Genomic DNA, 19,567 nt, shown 5'->3' with positions numbered 1-19,567 from the left:
CGATGAGGCCGTCATATTCAACCAACCAGTTGACTGACAGTCCGCAATCGCGAGCAAGCTCGCTCCCACAGGTTCTCTCGATCAGAAGTCCAGGCTGACGCCCACGCTCACCCCTTGCTGGGTCATGTCATCATCCTTGCGCAACGTATAGCCGCCCCGCAGTGCCAGGTCGTTGGTCAACTTGTGGCTGACCCCCAGGCTCAGGCGATTCAAGTGGCTCTGTGGCGTGTAGCCTTCAAGCGTGAAGTCGTTGGCCGGCAGGCTGTTGAGGGCGATGTTCACCTTCTGCGTGTCGTCTTCGTACTCGCGTTCGTGGGCGTATTCACCAAACACCTGGGTCTGGCGAGTGAGGTTGTATTTGCCTTGCAAGCCAATGCCCAGGCGCTTCGAGTCGCGGGTCTGGTCGTCGAAGGTCAGGGCGGTGGAACGGTTGCTCTTCTCGGAATAACCGTCGACTTCCACCTTCGCATAGTCGGCGCTGATGAACGGTGACAGGTGCCATTCGCTGCCCGGCTGGGCGATGTCATAGCCCACGCGGGTGCTGAATGCCCACAGGTGACCGTCGGTGTCGCCTTTTTCCTGCGCCTCGTTGACGCCCAGGTCGAACTTGCGCTCCAGGCTGTCGTAGTCGAGCTTGCCACCGGTCAGTGCCGCGTCGGCCCACCAGCGATTCTGCTGGAACTGGGCGAAAGCGGTCGCCAGATAACTGTTGAGCTTGTAGTTCGAATCGTTGTGGCCGGCGTCCATGTCCTGGCGGTAGAGGCCTGCCGCGACACCCACGCGCCAGGCTTCATTGAGGCGATAGCTGCCGCCGATGTTCAGGCTGTAGCCGCTGCCATCGGCGCTGGCGCCGCTGCTCTGGCTGTCGACATCCAGATGCTGGCCGCCGCCTGCAACGATCGCTCGCCATTGGCCGACTGCCTGCCAGTTCTCCCAATCCGATTGCCACTGGCTGCGCAATTCATCCTGATGGGCGCGCAGGGTCGAGTGGGCCATTTCCGGCAGCAAGGTCAGCTCCCAGGGTGCTGCGAGCAGGGAATAGGCGTAGTCGGCGATCAGCTTTTGCCCGGTCTCGGTCGGGTGGACGGCGTCGTTGTAGATCAGCTTGGTGGGATCAGGCGTGGCACTGTTGATGCCGTAAGTGGGGTTTTCCGTGCAGTTATTGCCGCTGAAGCAGGTGGCGGTGAGGTTCTCGCCGGTGGCGAGGCCGAACCGTGCCGGGTCGGCGAAGCTTTCGCGCAACAGCAGCGGAATGTTCAGCGGAATGACTTCGGCGTCGATGCCCTGCAACCGTGTGACCAGTTGCTGGTTGAAGTCGTTGCCCAGTTGCGAGAAGACGTCCTGCAGCGGGCCGCCATTGAGTGCTGGGGTCAGGCCCAGGTCGGGCAGTAGCCAGACCATCACATAGCGGGCACCGGCCGTTTGCAGCACCTGGACGCTGTCGGCCAGGCGGTCGGCAGCGGCCTGCGCCTGCGCGGTGTTCAGGACCCGGCCCTGGAGAAAGTCGTTACCACCCCCGGAAAGGTAATACAGCGCATTCGGATCGGCCCGCAGGCCATTGGACTGCAAGTAGCCAGGGCGGCTGCGTTCGCCGGTATCGGACACACCGGTAATCGACTCCAGGATCTGGTCGGTGCGATAACCGCCCACCGCCCAGTTATTGCCATCGGCGAGCCCCTCGTTGGCGCGGACCGCCGAGGTGGAGGCGGCGGTTTCGTCGGCGGAATAACCCAGGCGCCCGCCGAGCAGTTGGGTCGAGTTGGCGGAATAGGCTTCGCCGCTGCCGTTCGTGTAGTTCGGGCCGGTTCGGTTGGTGTAGCGCTCGGTCGAGCCAGGTGGGCCATTGGGGTCGGCGAATTGGCCGGCATCATTGAGGCTGTCACCGAACACGATGAACTTGGAATAGGGGGTGGATGCGGCGCTCGCCTGGGCGCAGGCCATCGCCAGCAGACAACTGGCAATCGGTACGAACAGCGTCTTTTTGATCATGGGAAAATCCGTTTTTATCTTATTGTTGTTTGGCAAACGAAACGACAGTACCAAAAACTTCCGGCGTTTTGCCATCTGTCCGCGCTGCCGCGATTGTTTCAAGGACCTTCGGGATCGGTCATATTGCGTGCTCAGCCCAGCTAGGCTACTGTGCCGGGACGTATGAACGAGACTTCCCTTGTGTCGATTGTCAGCAAACTTCTGGATCAAATGATCAAGGCACACGCCCGCTGGCGTTGGCGCGCCTGAACATTCTCCGCCGGCCTCGCCGGACCTGTACCGATTTGCCTTCTTTACCCGCTTGAAAGCCGCTTTGCCGGGGTGCCACGTGCCCTGCCAAGCGCAACACCGCGCGGGTCACTCTCCGAAGGCTGTATTTAAAGTCAGTGAATTCAATAGGTTGCTTACGCCATGTTGCTGATGATCGATAACTACGACTCTTTTACCTACAACGTTGTGCAGTACCTTGGCGAGCTGGGCGCCGAGGTCAAGGTCGTGCGCAACGACGAATTGACCATCGCCGAAATCGAAGCCCTCAAGCCTGAGCGCATCGTTGTCTCCCCCGGCCCGTGCACGCCGACCGAAGCGGGCGTCTCCATCGAAGCCATCAAGTATTTCGCCGGCAAGCTGCCGATCCTGGGCGTCTGCCTGGGCCATCAGTCCATCGGCCAGGCGTTCGGCGGCGATGTGGTGCGCGCCCGGCAAGTCATGCACGGTAAGACTAGCCCGGTATTCCACGAGGACAAGGGCGTGTTCGAGGGCCTGAACCGGCCGCTGACCGTTACCCGCTACCACTCCCTGATCGTCAAGCGCGAAACCTTGCCCGATTGCCTGGAGTTGACGGCCTGGACCCAGCTCGACGACGGTTCTGTGGACGAAATCATGGGGCTGCGACACAAGACGTTAAACATCGAGGGTGTGCAATTTCATCCCGAGTCTATTCTCACCGAGCAGGGCCACGAGCTGTTCGCCAACTTCCTCAAACAAACCGGCGGCACGCGCTAAGGACTTTTCATGGATATCAAGACAGCCCTGAGCCGTATCGTCGGCCATCTCGACCTGAGCACCGATGAGATGCGCGACGTGATGCGCGAAATCATGACCGGGCAATGCACGGATGCGCAGATTGGCGCATTCATGATGGCCATGCGCATGAAGAGCGAGAGCATCGATGAAATCGTCGGCGCGGTCTCGGTCATGCGCGAGCTCGCCGACAAGGTCGAGCTCAAGACTCTGGACGGCGTCGTTGACGTCGTGGGCACCGGCGGCGATGGCGCCAATATCTTCAACGTTTCCACCGCGTCGGCGTTCGTCGTCGCAGCGGCCGGCTGCACCGTTGCCAAGCACGGCAATCGCGCGGTGTCGGGCAAGAGCGGTAGCGCCGATCTGCTTGAAGCGGCCGGGATCTACCTGAACCTGACGCCGGTCCAGGTGGCCCGTTGCATCGACAACGTCGGCATCGGCTTCATGTTCGCCCAGACCCACCACAGCGCCATGAAGCACGCCGCCGCGCCGCGCCGCGATCTGGGGCTGCGCACATTGTTCAACATGCTCGGCCCGCTTACGAATCCGGCCGGCGTGAAACATCAGGTGGTCGGGGTCTTCAGCCAGGCGCTGTGCCGGCCATTGGCTGAAGTCCTGCAGCGCCTGGGCAGCAAGCATGTCCTGGTGGTTCATTCGAAAGATGGCCTGGATGAGTTCAGCCTGGCGGCCCCCACCTTCGTGGCCGAACTAAAAAATGATCAGATCAGCGAGTATTGGGTCGAACCTGAAGACCTGGGCATGAAGAGCCAGAGCTTGCACGGCCTGGCGGTCGACGGCCCGGCCCAATCCCTGGAGCTGATCCGCGATGCCCTGGGCCGCCGCAAGACCGAGAATGGCCAGAAAGCCGCCGATATGATCGTGCTCAATGCCGGCGCTGCGCTGTACGCGGCGGACCACGCCAGCAGCCTCAAACAAGGCGTCGAGCTGGCCCATGATGCGCTGCACACCGGCCTGGCGAGGGAAAAGCTCGAGGAACTGGGTGCATTTACCGCCGTATTCAAAGTGGAGAACGAAGGATGAGTGTGCCAACGGTTCTGGAAAACATCCTGGCTCGCAAGGCTGAAGAAGTGGCCGAGCGCCGTGCTCGGGTCAGCCTGGCCGAATTGGAAGGCCTGGCCCGCTCGGCGGATGCGCCCCGGGGGTTTGCCCAGGCACTGATCGATCAGGCCAAGAGAAAGCAACCGGCGGTCATCGCTGAAATCAAGAAAGCCTCTCCCAGCAAGGGCGTGATTCGCGAGGACTTTGTCCCGGCCGACATCGCCAAGAGCTACGAGAAGGGTGGGGCGACCTGCCTTTCGGTACTGACGGATGTCGACTTCTTTCAGGGCGCCGACGCGTATCTGCAGGAGGCGCGAGCGGCCTGCAAGTTGCCGGTGATTCGCAAGGACTTCATGATCGACCCGTATCAGATCGTCGAGGCGCGTGCCCTGGGCGCCGATTGCGTGCTGTTGATCGTCTCCGCCCTGGACGACGTCAAGATGGCCGAGCTGGCCGCCGTGGCCAAGGGCGTGGGCCTGGACGTGCTGGTGGAAGTCCATGATGGTGACGAGTTGGAGCGGGCGCTGAAAACCCTCGACACCAAGCTGGTGGGCGTGAACAACCGCAACCTGCACACCTTTGAAGTCAGCCTGGAGACCACCCTGGACCTGCTGCCGCGGATTCCGCGCGACCGCCTCGTCATCACGGAAAGTGGCATCCTCAACCGCGCCGATGTCGAGCTGATGGAAGTCAGCGACGTCTATTCGTTCCTGGTGGGTGAAGCGTTCATGCGGGCCGAGAACCCGGGCACCGAGCTGCAACGCCTGTTCTTTCCTGAGCGTGGCCTGCCGGTCAGCGGCTCGACGCTGGACTGAGGCCCATGTCGCCGGTGATTTCCCTGGCCGTCGAAGCGGGCCTGCAAGCCGAACAGGATCTGCTCGCCAGCATTTGCGCGGGCGATGCCGAGTTCGGCCTGTTGTTCTGGCAACCCAATGACCGAGCGCTGGTCATGCCGCGGCGCTTGAGTCGCCTGCCCGGCTTTGAACACGCCAGCGCGGTATCGGCGGCCCACGGCTGGCCGGTGCTTTTGCGTGAAACGGGGGGTGAGCCGGTGCCGCAGTCTTCTGCGACGGTCAATATCGCCCTGGTCTACGCGCCGCCGCGCAGCGAGGGGGATCACGGCCGCATCGAAACGGCCTACCGTCGCTTGTGCGAGCCCATCTGCCAGTTGCTGGATGAGTTGGGCGGCGTGGCTTCCCTGGGCGAGGTGGAGGGGGCGTTCTGCGACGGTCGATTCAACGTCAACCTCGATGGCCGCAAGATGGTCGGCACCGCCCAGCGCTGGCGCCAAAGCAAGGGCGGCCAGCGTCCGGTGGGCCTGGTCCATGGCGCACTTCTGCTTGAGAACGAGCGTGAGTCCATGGTTGCGGCGGTCAATCGCTTCAACCAGGCCTGTGGCCTGGAGCAGCGAGTGCGTGCCGAAAGCCACATCGCGCTGCATGAGAAATTCCCCGCGCCCGAGGCGTTGGAGCGGCTCGATGAGTTGTACCGGGCGTTGTTGACCGAACTGCTTGGCGGTTAACGCGTTCCGAACACCACCATGGTCTTGCCTTTGACGTCGACCAGGTTGCGCTCTTCCAGATCCTTCAGCACACGGCCGACCATTTCCCGAGAGCAGCCAACGATCCGGCCGATTTCCTGGCGAGTGACCTTGATTTGCATGCCGTCCGGGTGGGTCATGGCGTCGGGCTGCTTGCACAGGTCCAGCAGGCAGCGGGCCACGCGCCCCGTCACGTCGAAAAAGGCCAGGTCGCCGACCTTGCGAGTTGTGTTGCGCAGGCGCTGTGCGATTTGTCCGCTGAGGACGTAAAGAATGTCCGGGTCTTGCAGGGACAGTTCTCGGAATTTCGTGTAGCTGATTTCCGCGACTTCGCATTCGATCTTGGTTCGCACCCACGCACTGCGTTGCTGTTCCTTGCCTGCCTGCTCGAACAACCCCAGCTCACCGAAAAAGTCCCCGGAGTTGAGGTAGGCGATGATCATCTCCCGCCCGTCGTCATCCTCGATCAGGATGGTGACCGATCCCTTGATGATGAAAAACAACGTGTCCGAACGGTCCCCTGCGCAAATGATGTTGTGCTTGGCCGGATAGCGACGGCGCTGGCAATGCATCAAGAGCTTGTCGAGATTCTTGATCTTGAGCGTGGGAGTAATGGCAACCATGGTTGTGTCCCGAAAAACGGCGCGGTATGAGGTTTGGTTTTTTATGGGCGCGATGAAAATCGCTGAAAGCTGGCAATAAGCCAGCGAGTTGGCGCCAGCTTAACAGAGGCACTCAAAATTGATTCGAGAATTTACTCAGGGACGTAAGTGTCAGGCGACGTAAGGCAAAAGCAGCCACGACGGAGGGCTGTGCTAAGCTGGCGACCCTTTTTTAGACAGTGGAGTCTTGGCGATGAAGGCACGCATCCAATGGGCTGGCGAAGCCATGTTCCTCGGTGAGTCGGGCAGTGGTCACGTGGTCGTCATGGATGGCCCGCCCGATGCCGGTGGTCGGAACCTGGGTGTCCGGCCAATGGAAATGCTCCTGCTGGGCGTAGGCGGTTGCAGTAACTTCGACGTGGTCAGCATTCTCAAGAAGTCGCGCCAGGCCGTCGAAAGTTGTGAAGCGTTCCTGGAAGCGGAGCGCGCCACGGAAGATCCGAAAGTGTTTACCAAGATCCACATGCATTTCGTGGTGAAAGGGCGTGCGCTGAAGGAAGCCCAGGTCAAGCGGGCCATCGAGTTGTCTGCCGAGAAATACTGCTCGGCTTCGATCATGCTTGGCGCTGCGGGCGTTGAAATCACCCACGATTACGAAATCATCGAGCTGGGCTGATCGAGCTGAGTTCATCGTGGCAAGGGCGCACACGCCGTTGCCACATGAACATTGGCCTTGTCAGATCCGGTAGGTGCTCTTGGTCATGACCTTGGCCAGCAGGCTCATGCCGAACTTCACGGGAGCCGGGAAGCGGAAGCCGCCGGCCTCGAGCGCGCTTTCGGCGTGGTGTTCTTCGTCCTTGCGCATCTGCTCCAGAATCGCGCGGGATTTTTCATCCTCGGCGGGGAGTTGTTCCAGGTGTTCATTGAGGTGCTTGCACACCTGATGCTCGGTTGCGGCGACGAACCCCAGGCTGACCTTGTCGCTGATCAACCCGGCCACGGCGCCGATGCCGAATGACATGCCGTAGAACAGCGGATTCAGGACGCTGGTGTGGCTGCCCAGTTGGCGAATGCGTTGCTCGCACCAGACCAGATGGTCGATTTCTTCTTCGGCGGCATGCTCCATGGCCTCGCGCACCCGGGGCAATTTCGCGGTCAACGCCTGGCCTTGGTACAAGGCCTGGGCGCAGACTTCACCGGTGTGGTTGATTCGCATCAGGCCAGCCACGTGGCGGGTCTGCTCGTCACTGAGCTGGGCGTCCGGCTGCACGATAGCCGGCGATGGCCGATACGGTTGGCCACTGAAGGGCAATAGCGTGCGCATCGCGGTATCGGCTTGCAGCAGCAGGCGGTCAATCGGCGAGTAGTGACGTTGGGTAGTCATGCGTACCTCCGGGAAAAAACAGCGGCCAGTTTAACTCAATCGGCCGCCGGTGATTTGCGTTGGGTCAGGGTTATCAACCCGGCGGCCAGTTCATCTGGCGCTGTCCCAGCACGTGCATATGAATGTGATAGACGGTCTGTCCACCGAGTTCATTGCAGTTCATCACCACGCGAAAGCCTTCCTCGCAGCCCAGTTCAAGCGCCAGGCGCTGGGCGGTGAACAGAATGTGCCCGGCTAGGCCTTTGTCCGCTTCGGTCAGGTCATTGAGGGTGCGAATCGGTTTTTTCGGAATGACCAGAAAATGCACCGGCGCCTGGGGGGCGATGTCGTGGAAGGCCAGGACCTGGTCATCCTCGTAAATGATCTTCGCCGGGATTTCCCGGTTGATGATCTTGGTAAACAGAGTATCCACAGCTGTTTCTCCGTTGAGTGGGTCGAGGTCGAGTGTACTGAAGGCTCGGTCGGCGAGCCTGGGTTTTTAAACGTTCGGCAGATCAGCGCGGGCAGTAGGCCTTGTTGGTCCTGCCGGCGAGGGTCCGGACCAGCCACCGCGAGCCCAGGCGTGGCAAGGCGGCCAACCAGCGGTTGCGGCGTCCGGGAATGATGATGGCGGTGTTTTTGTCCAGGGCACGCACGGCGTACAGCGCGACTTCTTCCGGGCTCATCAGGTGCTTGTCGTGGGTGAGGTGCTGCTCGTGCATCTGCGCCCTGGCAAAAAAACCGGTACGGGTCGGGCCGGGGCAAAGCACCGAGACCTTGATCGCACACTTTTTCAGTTCGACCCGCAGGGCTTCGGAGAAGTGCAGCACGTAGGCCTTGCTGGCGTGATAGGTGCTCATCCATGGGCCGGGCTTGAACGCGGCCGTCGATGCCACGTTGAGGATCTGGCCGCCACCCTGCAAGGCCATGCTGTTGCCGACGGCGTGGCAAATGCGCGTCAGGGCGAGGATGTTCACTTCGATCAGGTCCTGTTCGGTCATCCAGTCCTGGCCCAGGAACGGGCCGCAGGTGCCGATGCCCGCACAATTGACCAGCAAGTCGATTTGCCGCTCGCCTTCCTCCAGCTCCAAGAGAAAACCTGAAAGCCTCAACGGTTCGCCCAGGTCGCAGGCCCGGAACAACACCTCTACGCCAAAGCGCTGGGTCAGTTCAATGGCAATACTTTCCAGCCGATCACGCTGTCGGGCCACCAGTATCAGGTCGCGACCGCGCCGGGCCAGCGCTTCGGCCATGGCCAGGCCTATGCCGCTGGAAGCGCCAGTGATCAGAGCGTAACGGGTCATGCAGTTCTCCATCGCAACAGCCCGCCGCCAGTGGACTGGGCTGTCACCGGTACGCAGCGCGCTTATTGTTCCTCTTGTTCCTCTTCATAGTCTACAGAAGGAGAGGCGGGCTCGGCTGCCTCGGCAGCGGGTTCTGCGCTGGTCTCATCGCTGGATTCACTGCTTTCGTAGCTGCTCAGGGAACTGGTGTCGTAGTCCTCGGAGAGGCCGCTGAAGGCCCCGGCCACGGCGCCAACGATCATCAGGACGATCAGCACGACCCATAGCCACGACAGAACCTTGACCGCGGTGCTGTTAGGCGGTGGCGGTGGACCGTAGCGGTTGGGGCCGTCGTTGCCTGGCGCGCAGATCATCACGAGCGGGAACACGCTGCCTACGAACGGCACCAGGTTGAGCAGCCACAGCCAGCCGGACCAGCCAATATCATGCAGGCGCTGGACGCTGAACTGGATGCTCACGAAGGCAAAGCCGAGGAAGATGGCCCCGCCGATCAACCCGCCGACGATCATGGCCGCCAGCGAATTCGAAGCGAGGACCCATGACAGGCTGTACCAGAAGGCGATGCCGATGACGGGCAACATGGCGAGTGTCAGGACCATGGTCCAAGCCAGGTAGCGCAGGCGCCCGATACGGCCTTCGAAACTGAAGGGTTTGAGGGTGCTGTAGGTGGCGAGGCTTTCGCCAACGTCGGCCCGAGGGGGAGCGTAGGGGGAGACGGGGTCAATGAGCGCGTCAGAGTGGCGTGCGCCTGGTTGCTGGGGCGAGTCCTGCACTTCGCCGAGGTCCAGCTGGAGAGATGGCTCTGCCTCGATCCGGGCATCGATTCCGCTTTTGTTCAGCGCTTCCAGGTATTTCTGGGCTTCGCTTTGGGACAGGTTGCTTTTGAGCGCAACCTTGCGGCCACTGAACAACCGCTCGATGGCGCTGACATCGCTCTTGAACAACTCGGCGAGGTTGAGTTTGGCTGTGGTGGTATCGACGCCCGGCATCAGGGCTCCGTCGAATACGATATTGAAACGGGTTTCACTCATGCCCGGCATCCTTGTCTCTAAATGGTTATGCAGCGGTTTTTGATCGGGGCAGTTCAGCGAGGCCATTGGCCGCCGAGCTGCGTCGCCCGGGCTTGCGCCTGGCGGTATTCTTTGTCCAGTCGGGCCACCAACTCATCGACGCTGGGCAGATCATGGATTTCCCCCACGCCCTGGCCGGCGGACCAAACGGTTTTCCAGGCCTTGGCCTCATCGTTCAGCGGCTTGAGCTTCGAGCCAAAGTCGACTTCGCCTTTGCCCTGCAAGGCAGCGAGGTCGAAGCCGGCGTTTTCCAGGCTCTGTCGCATGAAGCTGGCCGGCACCCCGGATACCGCAGGAGTATGCACGATGTCTGCGGCTCTGGATGTGAGCAACATCTCTTTATAGGCGTCGGGCGCATGGCTTTCGCGGGTGCCGATGAAGCGTGTCCCGAAATAGGCCAGGTCCGCGCCGAGCAACTGGGCGGCCAGTATCTGATGGCCGTGATTCAGGCAGCCCGCCAGCAGCAAGGTTTTATCGAAGAACTGGCGAATCTCGGCGACCAGCGAGAACGGGCTCCAGGTCCCGGCATGGCCCCCGGCGCCGGCCGCCACGGCGATCAGGCCATCAACGCCGGCTTCGGCTGCTTTCTCGGCGTGGCGCCGCGTGGTGACGTCGTGGAACACCAGGCCACCATAGCCATGCACGGCGTCCACCAGTTCCTTGACCGCGCCCAGGCTGGTGATGACGATCGGCACCTTGTGTTCGATGCAGATCGCCAGGTCGGCCTGAAGGCGCGGATTGCTGTGATGGACGATCAGGTTGACGGCGTAGGGGGCTGGATTCTCCAGTATTGCCAGGCCGGCTTCGATTTCCTCCAGCCAGGCCTTGAAGCCGCTGCTTTCGCGCTGGTTCAGTGCGGGAAAGCTGCCGACGATTCCATTTCGGCAGCAGGCCAGTACCAGGTGTGGATTGGAAATCAGGAACATCGGCGCCGCCACGACGGGCAAGCGCAGGCGTTGTTCGAGCAGAGCGGGCAGCGACATGAGAAGTACCCCGGATAAAGTAGTGCCGATTGGAAGGTTGGGCTTTGTCCTAGAACGGGCGAACCACGACCAGAATTACAATAGCCAGCAATATCAGAACCGGCACTTCATTGAACCAGCGATAAAAGACATGGCTGCGGGTGTTTTCGCCACGGGCGAAGCGTTTTACCTGGGCGCCGCACATGTGGTGATAACCGATCAGCAGCACCACCAGCGTCAGTTTGGCGTGCATCCAGCCACCCTGGGTGAAATACGCGCTGGCGTTCAGGCTCAGCAGCCCGATGCCGAACACCAGGGTGGCGATCATTGCCGGGCCCATGATGCCGCGATACAACTTGCGCTCCATCACGCTGAAGCGTTCCTGGCTGACGCTGTCCTCGCTTTGGGCGTGATAGACGAACAGGCGAGGCAGGTAGAACAGCCCTGCGAACCAGCAGACCATGCTGACGATGTGAAGTGCTTTGAGCCACAGATAGAGCATTTTGAGTTATTCCCAGATTCACGGTAGCCCGATAGTAGAGGTTAGAGCGGCCACACGTCACCTTGGCGGTTGTCGCGGCGCCGCGCGCCCCCTATCATCGACGGCTTTCCAGTGGGTTCGTTGAGGGCAGGTTTATGGTCAAGGTCGGTATCGTCGGCGGCACGGGTTACACCGGTGTCGAACTGCTGCGTCTATTGGCACAGCATCCGCAAGCTGAGGTGGTGGTCATTACCTCGCGATCCGAGGCTGGCCTGGCTGTCGCTGACCTGTATCCGAACCTGCGAGGCCACTACGATGGCCTGGCTTTCAGTGTTCCAGACATCGAGACCCTGGGCGCCTGCGACGTGGTGTTCTTCGCCACGCCTCACGGAGTTGCCCACGCCCTGGCGGGTGAGCTGCTGGCTGCGGGGACCAAGGTCATTGACCTGTCGGCGGACTTCCGCCTGCAGGATGCGGACGAGTGGGCCAAATGGTACGGCCAGCCTCACGGTGCGCCGCAGTTGCTCGAAGAAGCCGTCTACGGCCTGCCGGAAGTCAACCGCGAAAAAATAAAACAAGCGCGACTAATCGCGGTGCCGGGTTGCTATCCAACGGCAACACAGTTGGGCTTCCTGCCGCTGCTCGAAGCAGGCCTGGCCGATGCGTCGCGCTTGATCGCCGACTGTAAATCCGGTGTCAGCGGTGCCGGGCGTGGCGCCAGCGTAGGCTCGCTGTACTCCGAAACATCGGAGAGCATGAAGGCCTATGCCGTCAAAGGTCACCGGCATTTGCCGGAAATCCGCCAGGGCCTGCGCCGTGCCGCGGGCAAGGACGTCGGCCTGACCTTCGTCCCGCACCTGACGCCGATGATTCGCGGCATCCACTCCACTCTCTACGCAACCGTCGTCGATCGCTCGGTAGACTTGCAGGCGTTGTTCGAAAAACGCTATGCCAACGAACCGTTCGTGGACGTCATGCCGGCTGGCAGTCATCCGGAAACCCGCAGTGTGCGTGGCGCGAACGTTTGCCGTATCGCCGTGCACCGTCCGCAGGATGGTGACTTGGTGGTGGTGTTGTCGGTCATCGATAACCTGGTCAAGGGTGCATCGGGCCAGGCGGTGCAGAACATGAACATCCTGTTCGGGCTGGATGAGCGCCTGGGGTTGTCCCACGCGGGGATGTTGCCTTAAAGCCGTTTGAAAGCGGCAAGACTCCAGCCTGAAACCTGAAGCTTGCCGCCGCGCTTCTAATAGTTGACCGATTTGGTAGGAGAAGCGGATAATGCCCGCCATCACGCATTATGGCGGCGTAAACGCCGGGAGATATTCAGCATGAGCGTCGAAACCTTCACCCCCACGGCTTTGCAATTTACCCACGGTGCTGCGCACAAGGTGAAGAGCCTGGTCGATGAAGAGGGCAATGATCGTTTGAAGCTGCGCGTATTTGTAACGGGCGGCGGTTGTTCCGGTTTCCAGTACGGCTTCACTTTCGATGAGGAAGTGGCCGAGGACGACACCATCGTGGAGCGCGAAGGCGTCAGCCTGGTGGTCGATCCAATGAGCTTCCAGTACCTGGCGGGTGCCGAGGTGGATTATCAGGAAGGCCTGGAGGGTTCGCGTTTCGTGATCAAGAATCCTAACGCCACCACGACGTGTGGGTGCGGTTCTTCGTTCTCGATCTGATTGCGTCAATCAAAAACGCCGCAGTGCCTTACGGCCCTGCGGCGTTTTGTTGTCTGCGATTCACAGGTTCAAGCGGGGTAGATGGCGCCGAGTACGCGAAGACCTCGTGCGCCGGTCACGCTTGGGCGGTTGCCGGGAATGCCATGAAGGCAGCAATGGGCCAGCCAAGCGAATGCCATGGCCTCCACCCAGTCCGGATCGACGCCGTATACCGCCGTACTGCTGACGCGGGTCTGCGGCAACAAGTCGGCCAAGCGCGTCATCAGCGCCTGGTTGTGCGCGCCGCCGCCGCAAACCAGCAGCTCTTCGGTATCTGACTGGGCCTGTCGCAAGGCGTCGACGATGGTCACCGCCGACAGTTCTAGCAGTGTGGCCTGCACGTTTTCGGGTGTGAAGGTCGGCAGGTGCGACAGGTGCCGGGCCAGCCAAGGCAGGTTGAATACCTCTCGCCCTGTACTCTTGGGGCCCGTGGTCACGAAGAAGGGGTCACCGAGCAGCGTTTTCAACAGGGTGGGTTCGACGTTGCCACTGGCGGCCCATTGGCCGTCGCGGTCAAAGTGTTCACCTTTCTGCTGATGTATCCAGGCATCGAGCAACACGTTGCCGGGGCCGCAATCGAAGCCGGCAACGGGTTTTCCTGGCTCGATCAGGCTGAGATTACTGAAGCCACCGACATTCAATACGGCCCGTTTGCCAGTTCGCTCTTCAAACAATGCTTCGTGAAACGCCGGTACCAGGGGCGCACCTTGCCCACCGGCGGCGACATCGCGGCTGCGAAAGTCGCTGACGATGCTGATTCCGGTCAACTCACTGAGCAATGCCGGATTGCCGATCTGTACGGTAAAGCCCCGCGCCGGCTCATGGCGAATGGTCTGGCCATGGCTGCCAATCGCCGTAATGTCTTGTGGTTTGAGCTGCTGCTCGTTGAGCAAGGTGTGAACGCCCTGTGCAGCCAGCGTTACCCAGTTCTGCTGGGCGATGGCGGAGCGGGCGATCTCATCGGGCCCGCTGCTGCACAATTCGAGCAATTCGGCCCGCAGGGACGCGGGCATGGGTATGTAGTGCGTGGCGACCAGTTTGATCCCCGGAGCCAGTTCGACCAGTGCGATATCCAGGCCGTCGAGGCTGGTCCCGGACATCACACCGATATAAAGCGCCATGGCCTAGCGCTTGCTCGAGGCGAGCAGGGTGGCTTTCTCTTGATCCATGCGTGCCATCAGCGGTTGGCTCTGAGCCAGGAAGCGGGCGCGCTCGGACTTGGCGATCGGATCGGCCATCGGCAGTTTCTGACCCAGTGGATCGACGTGGACGCCATTGACCTGGAATTCATAGTGCAGGTGCGGTCCGGTGGACAGGCCGGTGGTTCCGATATAGCCGATCACCTGGCCTTGCTTCACGGTACCGCCAGTCTTCACGCCTTTGGCAAAGCCCTGCATGTGGCCGTACAGCGTCCGGTAAGTGTTGCCGTGCTGGATGATCACCGTGTTGCCATAGCCGCCGCGGCGGCCGGCCAACAGGACCTTGCCATCGCCGGCAGCCTTGATCGGCGTGCCCCGTGGTGCGGCGTAGTCGACGCCTTTGTGGGCGCGAATCTTGTTCAGGATCGGGTGCTTGCGGCCAGCGGAAAACTTGGAGCTGATGCGAGCAAAATCAACCGGCGTACGGATGAATGCCTTGCGCATGCTGTTGCCGTCCGCCGTGTAGTAGCTGCTGTTGCCCTGTTTATTGGTATAGCGCACCGCAGTGTACGTCTTGCCACGGTTGGTGAAGCGTGCGGACAGGATCGGGCCGTTGCCGACGCTTTTGCCGTTGACCACCTTTTGCTCGTAGATGATGTCGAACTCGTCGCCCTGGCGAATATCCTGGGCGAAGTCGATGTCGTAGCCAAATACGTTGGCCATGTCCATGGTCAGGCTGTGGGACAGGCCAGCCCGGGCTGCCGATTGCGACAGCGAGCTGTTGATCACGCCATGTACATATGCCGAGCGAACGGTGGGTTTGGCGATGACGCGGTTGAATACATAGCCCTTGTCATTCTTGGTCAGGGTGATGCTTTCCAGGTCGCTCAACTTGGTGTGCAGGTTGTTCAACTGGCCATCTGGATTGAGTTGGAATTCGAGCTTCTGGCCGCGCTGCAGTTGAGTGAACTGCTTGGCTTGCTTGTCGCTGGCCAGGATTTCGTGGACCGATGTCGAAGGCAGGCCCACTTTTTCAAAGAGCGTAGAGAGGGTGTCGCCTTTGGCGACAATCACTTCGCGATGGTCCGGTCCTTTCTTTTCCTCGACCGCAGGAGCAACGGCCTGAGCGGTCTCGGGGGCGTCGTCGGCGTTGTTTTCAATCTGCGCAAAAGGGGAGGCTGCCGGTTCGTTTGTGGCTTGGACGGCTTCGGCAGCGTCTTGTTCTTGTGTCAGTTGTTCAGCAGGGCCTTCCAGTTCAAGGCTCAGCGTCGTCTTTTTGGCTTCCACGTCACTGGAGGGGAACACCAGGAGCGCCAGGCTAAGGAGGGCGGCGATACCACTTGCGGCAAGCAGGTGGGTCTTCGGGTAAAGCGGTGGCGCTTTAGACGGTTCGGTGGTCATAGGTAATTTGACTTTTGAAAAGATGAATTGGAAAAGATGAATGACATGATGAAGATGAAATAACTGTATAAAATATAACCAAATCCCCTTCGAAGCAAGCCCGCGGACGCTCTGCTCGTGGATTGGCGTCCGCGTGCCGGGCAAGCCTTGTATTTGGTGCGCGATATTGTATGGTTGGGGCCCTTTGAATCTGAGCCTTGCGGGTCTGTTATGAAGTCGGTTGAAGAGCAGCTAGCGCTGATCAAACGTGGTGCGGAAGAACTGTTGGTCGAGTCCGAGCTGATCGAAAAACTCAAGCGTGGGCAGCCGCTGCGTATCAAGGCCGGTTTCGACCCGACGGCGCCCGATCTGCACCTGGGGCATACCGTACTTATTAATAAGCTGCGCCAGTTCCAGGACCTGGGGCACCAGGTCATCTTCCTGATCGGTGACTTCACCGGGATGATTGGTGATCCGAGTGGCAAGAGTGCGACTCGTCCACCGCTGACTCGTGAGCAGGTTCTCGAGAATGCCGAGACCTACAAGGCGCAGGTTTTCAAGATTCTTGATCCGGCCAAGACCGAGGTGGCGTTCAACTCCACTTGGATGGATAAGATGGGGCCGGCGGACTTCATTCGCCTGACCTCCCAGTACACCGTGGCTCGTATGCTCGAGCGCGATGACTTCGATAAGCGCTACACCACCAATCAGCCCATCGCTATCCATGAATTCCTCTATCCGCTGGTGCAGGGGTACGACTCGGTCGCATTGCGGGCCGACGTCGAGTTGGGCGGTACGGATCAGAAGTTCAACCTGCTAATGGGACGTGAACTGCAGCGTGGTTATGGTCAGGAAGCTCAATGCATCTTGACCATGCCGTTGCTGGAAGGGCTGGATGGCGTGAAGAAGATGTCCAAGTCGCTGGGCAACTACGTCGGTATCCAGGAAGCGCCGGGCGTTATGTACGGAAAGTTGGTTTCCATTCCGGATGCTTTGATGTGGCGTTACTTCGAGCTGCTGAGTTTCCGCTCCATGGATGAGATCAACGCTTTCCGTGCCGATGTCGAGGCGGGGGCCAATCCGCGGGACATCAAGATCAAGCTGGCCGAGGAAATCGTTGCTCGTTTCCACGGTGAAGAAGCGGCGGCCAACGCCCATCGTGCGGCCGGTAACCGCATGAAGGATGGCGAGTTGCCGGATGATCTGCCGGAGATCGAACTGGCTGCGGCTGAAGATATGCCGATTGCGGCTGTTCTTAATAAGGCTGGCTTGGTCAAGAACGCCGCTGTGGCGCGTGATCTCCTGGGTTCGGGTGGCGTGCGTATCGATGGTGAGGTGGTTGATCGCGCCTTCCTATATAAGCTGGGCGCTACTCACGTATGTCAGGCTGGTAAGAAGGCTTTTGCGCGTATCACGCTGAAATCCGAATAAAGCTGAAATTAAGTGTTGACGGCAGATTCCAGACGTCTATAATTCGCCCCACTTCCGGCGCAGTCGAAACGAAAAACTCCTTGAGTTTCAATGAGTTAAACGATTTTCGGCAGTGCAGGGCTTCAGTTCATCGAAGTCCGGAAGCCGTGGATAAGGCGCTGTCGTTTGGCTTTATCAACGGTTCGATCCTCTCGGTCGAAAGCGGTGAAAAAGAGGTGTTGACAGCAGCGAACAACGCTGTAGAATTCGCCTCCCGCTAACGAGAGATCGAAAGCGCAAGTGGTTGAAGTTGTTAGTGTTTTCCACGGGAAACTTTGAAAAACTTCTTAAATAACCGCTTGACAGCAACACCGGGCGCTGTAGAATGCGCGCCTCGGTTGAGACGAAAGAATCAACCACCGCTCTTTAACAACTGAATCAAGCAATTCGTGTGGGTGCTTGTGGAGTCAGACTGCTAGTCAACAGATTATCAGCATCACAAGTTACTCCGCGAGAAATCAAAGATGTAACCAACGATTGCTGAGCCAAGTTTAGGGTTTTCTCAAAACCCAAAGATGTTTGAACTGAAGAGTTTGATCATGGCTCAGATTGAACGCTGGCGGCAGGCCTAACACATGCAAGTCGAGCGGTAGAGAGGTGCTTGCACCTCTTGAGAGCGGCGGACGGGTGAGTAATGCCTAGGAATCTGCCTGGTAGTGGGGGATAACGTTCGGAAACGAACGCTAATACCGCATACGTCCTACGGGAGAAAGCAGGGGACCTTCGGGCCTTGCGCTATCAGATGAGCCTAGGTCGGATTAGCTAGTTGGTGAGGTAATGGCTCACCAAGGCGACGATCCGTAACTGGTCTGAGAGGATGATCAGTCACACTGGAACTGAGACACGGTCCAGACTCCTACGGGAGGCAGCAGTGGGGAATATTGGACAATGGGCGAAAGCCTGATCCAGCCATGCCGCGTGTGTGAAGAAGGTCTTCGGATTGTAAAGCACTTTAAGTTGGGAGGAAGGGTTGTAGATTAATACTCTGCAATTTTGACGTTACCGACAGAATAAGCACCGGCTAACTCTGTGCCAGCAGCCGCGGTAATACAGAGGGTGCAAGCGTTAATCGGAATTACTGGGCGTAAAGCGCGCGTAGGTGGTTCGTTAAGTTGGATGTGAAAGCCCCGGGCTCAACCTGGGAACTGCATTCAAAACTGTCGAGCTAGAGTATGGTAGAGGGTGGTGGAATTTCCTGTGTAGCGGTGAAATGCGTAGATATAGGAAGGAACACCAGTGGCGAAGGCGACCACCTGGACTGATACTGACACTGAGGTGCGAAAGCGTGGGGAGCAAACAGGATTAGATACCCTGGTAGTCCACGCCGTAAACGATGTCAACTAGCCGTTGGGAGCCTTGAGCTCTTAGTGGCGCAGCTAACGCATTAAGTTGACCGCCTGGGGAGTACGGCCGCAAGGTTAAAACTCAAATGAATTGACGGGGGCCCGCACAAGCGGTGGAGCATGTGGTTTAATTCGAAGCAACGCGAAGAACCTTACCAGGCCTTGACATCCAATGAACTTTCCAGAGATGGATTGGTGCCTTCGGGAGCATTGAGACAGGTGCTGCATGGCTGTCGTCAGCTCGTGTCGTGAGATGTTGGGTTAAGTCCCGTAACGAGCGCAACCCTTGTCCTTAGTTACCAGCACGTTATGGTGGGCACTCTAAGGAGACTGCCGGTGACAAACCGGAGGAAGGTGGGGATGACGTCAAGTCATCATGGCCCTTACGGCCTGGGCTACACACGTGCTACAATGGTCGGTACAGAGGGTTGCCAAGCCGCGAGGTGGAGCTAATCCCATAAAACCGATCGTAGTCCGGATCGCAGTCTGCAACTCGACTGCGTGAAGTCGGAATCGCTAGTAATCGCGAATCAGAATGTCGCGGTGAATACGTTCCCGGGCCTTGTACACACCGCCCGTCACACCATGGGAGTGGGTTGCACCAGAAGTAGCTAGTCTAACCTTCGGGGGGACGGTTACCACGGTGTGATTCATGACTGGGGTGAAGTCGTAACAAGGTAGCCGTAGGGGAACCTGCGGCTGGATCACCTCCTTAATCGACGACAGCAGCGACTCCATGAGCTCCCACACGAATTGCTTGATTCATTGAAGAAGACGATTAGAAGCAGCCCGAAATTGGGTCTGTAGCTCAGTTGGTTAGAGCGCACCCCTGATAAGGGTGAGGTCGGCAGTTCGAATCTGCCCAGACCCACCAATTTTGTGTGGGAAACGCCTGTAGAAATACGGGGCCATAGCTCAGCTGGGAGAGCGCCTGCCTTGCACGCAGGAGGTCAGCGGTTCGATCCCGCTTGGCTCCACCACTACTGCTTCTGAGACTGAAAGCTTAGAAATGAGCATTCCATCGACGCGATGGTGAATGTTGATTTCTGGTCTTTTGACTGGATCGTTCTTTAAAAATTTGGGTATGTGATAGAAAGATAGACTGAACGTTACTTTCACTG

General features: G+C 59.4%; 19 protein-coding genes, 2 tRNA genes and 1 rRNA gene. 12 read left to right on the top strand and 10 right to left on the bottom strand.

Going from position 1 to position 19,567, the window contains the following annotated elements:
- Positions 1-81: 81 nt before the first annotated feature.
- Entirely contained in the window at positions 82-1,989 is a 1,908-nt protein-coding gene (gene estP / locus V3H56_RS24695) for an esterase EstP (RefSeq protein ID WP_053151320.1), read from the bottom strand.
- Between the two features lie 411 nt (positions 1,990-2,400).
- Here estP and V3H56_RS24690 point away from each other — a divergent pair, with 411 nt between their 5' ends.
- Genes V3H56_RS24690 through V3H56_RS24675 form a run of 4 tightly spaced genes read left to right on the top strand, consistent with a single transcriptional unit; the run spans position 2,401 to position 5,593 of the window.
- Positions 2,401-2,994 carry an aminodeoxychorismate/anthranilate synthase component II gene (locus V3H56_RS24690; RefSeq protein WP_042730263.1) on the top strand — a complete coding sequence of 198 codons (594 nt, stop codon included), beginning with the start codon at positions 2,401-2,403 and terminating at the stop codon, positions 2,992-2,994.
- Between the two features lie 9 nt (positions 2,995-3,003).
- Positions 3,004-4,053 (top strand): anthranilate phosphoribosyltransferase, encoded by a 1,050-nt coding sequence (gene trpD / locus V3H56_RS24685; RefSeq protein ID WP_338473956.1) that lies wholly within the window; start codon positions 3,004-3,006, stop codon positions 4,051-4,053.
- Positions 4,050-4,886: an indole-3-glycerol phosphate synthase TrpC gene (gene trpC / locus V3H56_RS24680; protein ID WP_042730265.1), complete on the top strand. Its 837-nt coding sequence runs from the start codon at positions 4,050-4,052 to the stop codon at positions 4,884-4,886. Before trpD ends, trpC begins: the two co-directional genes overlap by 4 nt.
- 5 nt (positions 4,887-4,891) lie before the next feature.
- A complete protein-coding gene (locus V3H56_RS24675) occupies positions 4,892-5,593 on the top strand; it encodes a lipoate--protein ligase family protein (protein ID WP_338473955.1) in 702 nt (233 codons plus the stop codon).
- On the opposite strand, the gene crp is transcribed toward V3H56_RS24675, so the two are convergent.
- Complete coding sequence (gene crp, locus V3H56_RS24670; protein ID WP_042730267.1) at positions 5,590-6,234, bottom strand: cAMP-activated global transcriptional regulator CRP; 645 nt, start codon at positions 6,232-6,234, stop codon at positions 5,590-5,592. The genes V3H56_RS24675 and crp overlap by 4 nt on opposite strands.
- Positions 6,235-6,466: 232 nt before the next feature.
- Here crp and V3H56_RS24665 point away from each other — a divergent pair, with 232 nt between their 5' ends.
- On the top strand, positions 6,467-6,889 hold the full coding sequence (locus V3H56_RS24665) for an OsmC family protein (protein ID WP_042730268.1): 423 nt from the start codon (positions 6,467-6,469) through the stop codon (positions 6,887-6,889).
- 60 nt (positions 6,890-6,949) lie between these two features.
- On the opposite strand, the gene coq7 is transcribed toward V3H56_RS24665, so the two are convergent.
- The 6 genes from coq7 to hemJ all read right to left on the bottom strand — a co-directional run bounded on the left by coq7 (position 6,950) and on the right by hemJ (position 11,414).
- Positions 6,950-7,597, bottom strand: coding sequence for a 2-polyprenyl-3-methyl-6-methoxy-1,4-benzoquinone monooxygenase (coq7, locus tag V3H56_RS24660; protein WP_042730269.1), 648 nt, complete (start codon positions 7,595-7,597; stop codon positions 6,950-6,952).
- Positions 7,598-7,670: 73 nt separating this feature from the next.
- Positions 7,671-8,009, bottom strand: a complete 339-nt coding sequence (locus V3H56_RS24655) for a histidine triad nucleotide-binding protein (RefSeq protein WP_042730270.1) — start codon at positions 8,007-8,009, stop codon at positions 7,671-7,673.
- 82 nt (positions 8,010-8,091) lie between these two features.
- The gene (locus V3H56_RS24650) at positions 8,092-8,880 is read right to left on the bottom strand and encodes an SDR family oxidoreductase (protein WP_042730271.1); all 789 of its coding nucleotides are present in this window, start codon (positions 8,878-8,880) and stop codon (positions 8,092-8,094) included.
- Positions 8,881-8,942: 62 nt separating this feature from the next.
- Positions 8,943-9,911, bottom strand: a complete 969-nt coding sequence (locus V3H56_RS24645; protein ID WP_042730272.1) for a DUF805 domain-containing protein — start codon at positions 9,909-9,911, stop codon at positions 8,943-8,945.
- Positions 9,912-9,964: 53 nt separating this feature from the next.
- Positions 9,965-10,933 (bottom strand): nitronate monooxygenase family protein, encoded by a 969-nt coding sequence (locus tag V3H56_RS24640; protein WP_053151336.1) that lies wholly within the window; start codon positions 10,931-10,933, stop codon positions 9,965-9,967.
- A gap of 49 nt (positions 10,934-10,982) precedes the next feature.
- The gene (gene hemJ / locus V3H56_RS24635) at positions 10,983-11,414 is read right to left on the bottom strand and encodes a protoporphyrinogen oxidase HemJ (RefSeq protein ID WP_338473954.1); all 432 of its coding nucleotides are present in this window, start codon (positions 11,412-11,414) and stop codon (positions 10,983-10,985) included.
- A gap of 134 nt (positions 11,415-11,548) precedes the next feature.
- Between hemJ and argC the strand changes: the two genes are divergently transcribed.
- Positions 11,549-12,583: an N-acetyl-gamma-glutamyl-phosphate reductase gene (gene argC / locus V3H56_RS24630; RefSeq protein WP_042730274.1), complete on the top strand. Its 1,035-nt coding sequence runs from the start codon at positions 11,549-11,551 to the stop codon at positions 12,581-12,583.
- A gap of 141 nt (positions 12,584-12,724) precedes the next feature.
- Entirely contained in the window at positions 12,725-13,075 is a 351-nt protein-coding gene (erpA, locus tag V3H56_RS24625; RefSeq protein ID WP_003177727.1) for an iron-sulfur cluster insertion protein ErpA, read from the top strand.
- 68 nt (positions 13,076-13,143) lie between these two features.
- On the opposite strand, the gene V3H56_RS24620 is transcribed toward erpA, so the two are convergent.
- Positions 13,144-14,235: an anhydro-N-acetylmuramic acid kinase gene (locus V3H56_RS24620; RefSeq protein WP_338473953.1), complete on the bottom strand. Its 1,092-nt coding sequence runs from the start codon at positions 14,233-14,235 to the stop codon at positions 13,144-13,146.
- A gap of 3 nt (positions 14,236-14,238) precedes the next feature.
- A complete protein-coding gene (locus tag V3H56_RS24615; protein WP_338474793.1) occupies positions 14,239-15,654 on the bottom strand; it encodes a peptidoglycan DD-metalloendopeptidase family protein in 1,416 nt (471 codons plus the stop codon).
- A gap of 210 nt (positions 15,655-15,864) precedes the next feature.
- Here V3H56_RS24615 and tyrS point away from each other — a divergent pair, with 210 nt between their 5' ends.
- From tyrS to V3H56_RS24590, 5 genes are all read left to right on the top strand, one after another.
- On the top strand, positions 15,865-17,064 hold the full coding sequence (gene tyrS, locus V3H56_RS24610; RefSeq protein WP_047738451.1) for a tyrosine--tRNA ligase: 1,200 nt from the start codon (positions 15,865-15,867) through the stop codon (positions 17,062-17,064).
- Between the two features lie 80 nt (positions 17,065-17,144).
- A complete protein-coding gene (locus V3H56_RS24605) occupies positions 17,145-17,324 on the top strand; it encodes a hypothetical protein (protein WP_160310721.1) in 180 nt (59 codons plus the stop codon).
- A 300-nt stretch (positions 17,325-17,624) separates the two neighbouring features.
- Positions 17,625-19,161: ribosomal RNA gene (locus V3H56_RS24600) — 16S ribosomal RNA — on the top strand.
- Positions 19,162-19,243: 82 nt separating this feature from the next.
- A tRNA-Ile gene (locus V3H56_RS24595) sits at positions 19,244-19,320 on the top strand.
- A 30-nt stretch (positions 19,321-19,350) separates the two neighbouring features.
- Positions 19,351-19,426, top strand: a tRNA-Ala gene (locus V3H56_RS24590).
- The last annotated feature ends 141 nt before the right edge of the window (positions 19,427-19,567 follow it).

The organism is Pseudomonas sp. MS646 (genome assembly GCF_036693845.1).
GTDB lineage: Bacteria > Pseudomonadota > Gammaproteobacteria > Pseudomonadales > Pseudomonadaceae > Aquipseudomonas > Aquipseudomonas chlororaphis_E.
Note: the sequence above shows the minus strand (reverse complement) of the source record. Positions and strands in the feature narration are given on the sequence as shown.

Bases quoted from the DNA above. Each gene is read 5' to 3' on its own strand.
- estP (WP_053151320.1), bottom strand. From the start codon at position 1,989: ATGATCAAAAAGACGCTGTTCGTACCGATTGCCAGTTGTCTGCTGGCG.
- V3H56_RS24690 (WP_042730263.1), top strand. From the start codon at position 2,401: ATGTTGCTGATGATCGATAACTACGACTCTTTTACCTACAACGTTGTG.
- trpD (WP_338473956.1), top strand. From the start codon at position 3,004: ATGGATATCAAGACAGCCCTGAGCCGTATCGTCGGCCATCTCGACCTG.
- trpC (WP_042730265.1), top strand. From the start codon at position 4,050: ATGAGTGTGCCAACGGTTCTGGAAAACATCCTGGCTCGCAAGGCTGAA.
- V3H56_RS24675 (WP_338473955.1), top strand. From the start codon at position 4,892: ATGTCGCCGGTGATTTCCCTGGCCGTCGAAGCGGGCCTGCAAGCCGAA.
- crp (WP_042730267.1), bottom strand. From the start codon at position 6,234: ATGGTTGCCATTACTCCCACGCTCAAGATCAAGAATCTCGACAAGCTC.
- V3H56_RS24665 (WP_042730268.1), top strand. From the start codon at position 6,467: ATGAAGGCACGCATCCAATGGGCTGGCGAAGCCATGTTCCTCGGTGAG.
- coq7 (WP_042730269.1), bottom strand. From the start codon at position 7,597: ATGACTACCCAACGTCACTACTCGCCGATTGACCGCCTGCTGCTGCAA.
- V3H56_RS24650 (WP_042730271.1), bottom strand. From the start codon at position 8,880: ATGACCCGTTACGCTCTGATCACTGGCGCTTCCAGCGGCATAGGCCTG.
- V3H56_RS24645 (WP_042730272.1), bottom strand. From the start codon at position 9,911: ATGAGTGAAACCCGTTTCAATATCGTATTCGACGGAGCCCTGATGCCG.
- V3H56_RS24640 (WP_053151336.1), bottom strand. From the start codon at position 10,933: ATGTCGCTGCCCGCTCTGCTCGAACAACGCCTGCGCTTGCCCGTCGTG.
- hemJ (WP_338473954.1), bottom strand. From the start codon at position 11,414: ATGCTCTATCTGTGGCTCAAAGCACTTCACATCGTCAGCATGGTCTGC.
- argC (WP_042730274.1), top strand. From the start codon at position 11,549: ATGGTCAAGGTCGGTATCGTCGGCGGCACGGGTTACACCGGTGTCGAA.
- erpA (WP_003177727.1), top strand. From the start codon at position 12,725: ATGAGCGTCGAAACCTTCACCCCCACGGCTTTGCAATTTACCCACGGT.
- V3H56_RS24620 (WP_338473953.1), bottom strand. From the start codon at position 14,235: ATGGCGCTTTATATCGGTGTGATGTCCGGGACCAGCCTCGACGGCCTG.
- V3H56_RS24615 (WP_338474793.1), bottom strand. From the start codon at position 15,654: ATGACCACCGAACCGTCTAAAGCGCCACCGCTTTACCCGAAGACCCAC.
- tyrS (WP_047738451.1), top strand. From the start codon at position 15,865: ATGAAGTCGGTTGAAGAGCAGCTAGCGCTGATCAAACGTGGTGCGGAA.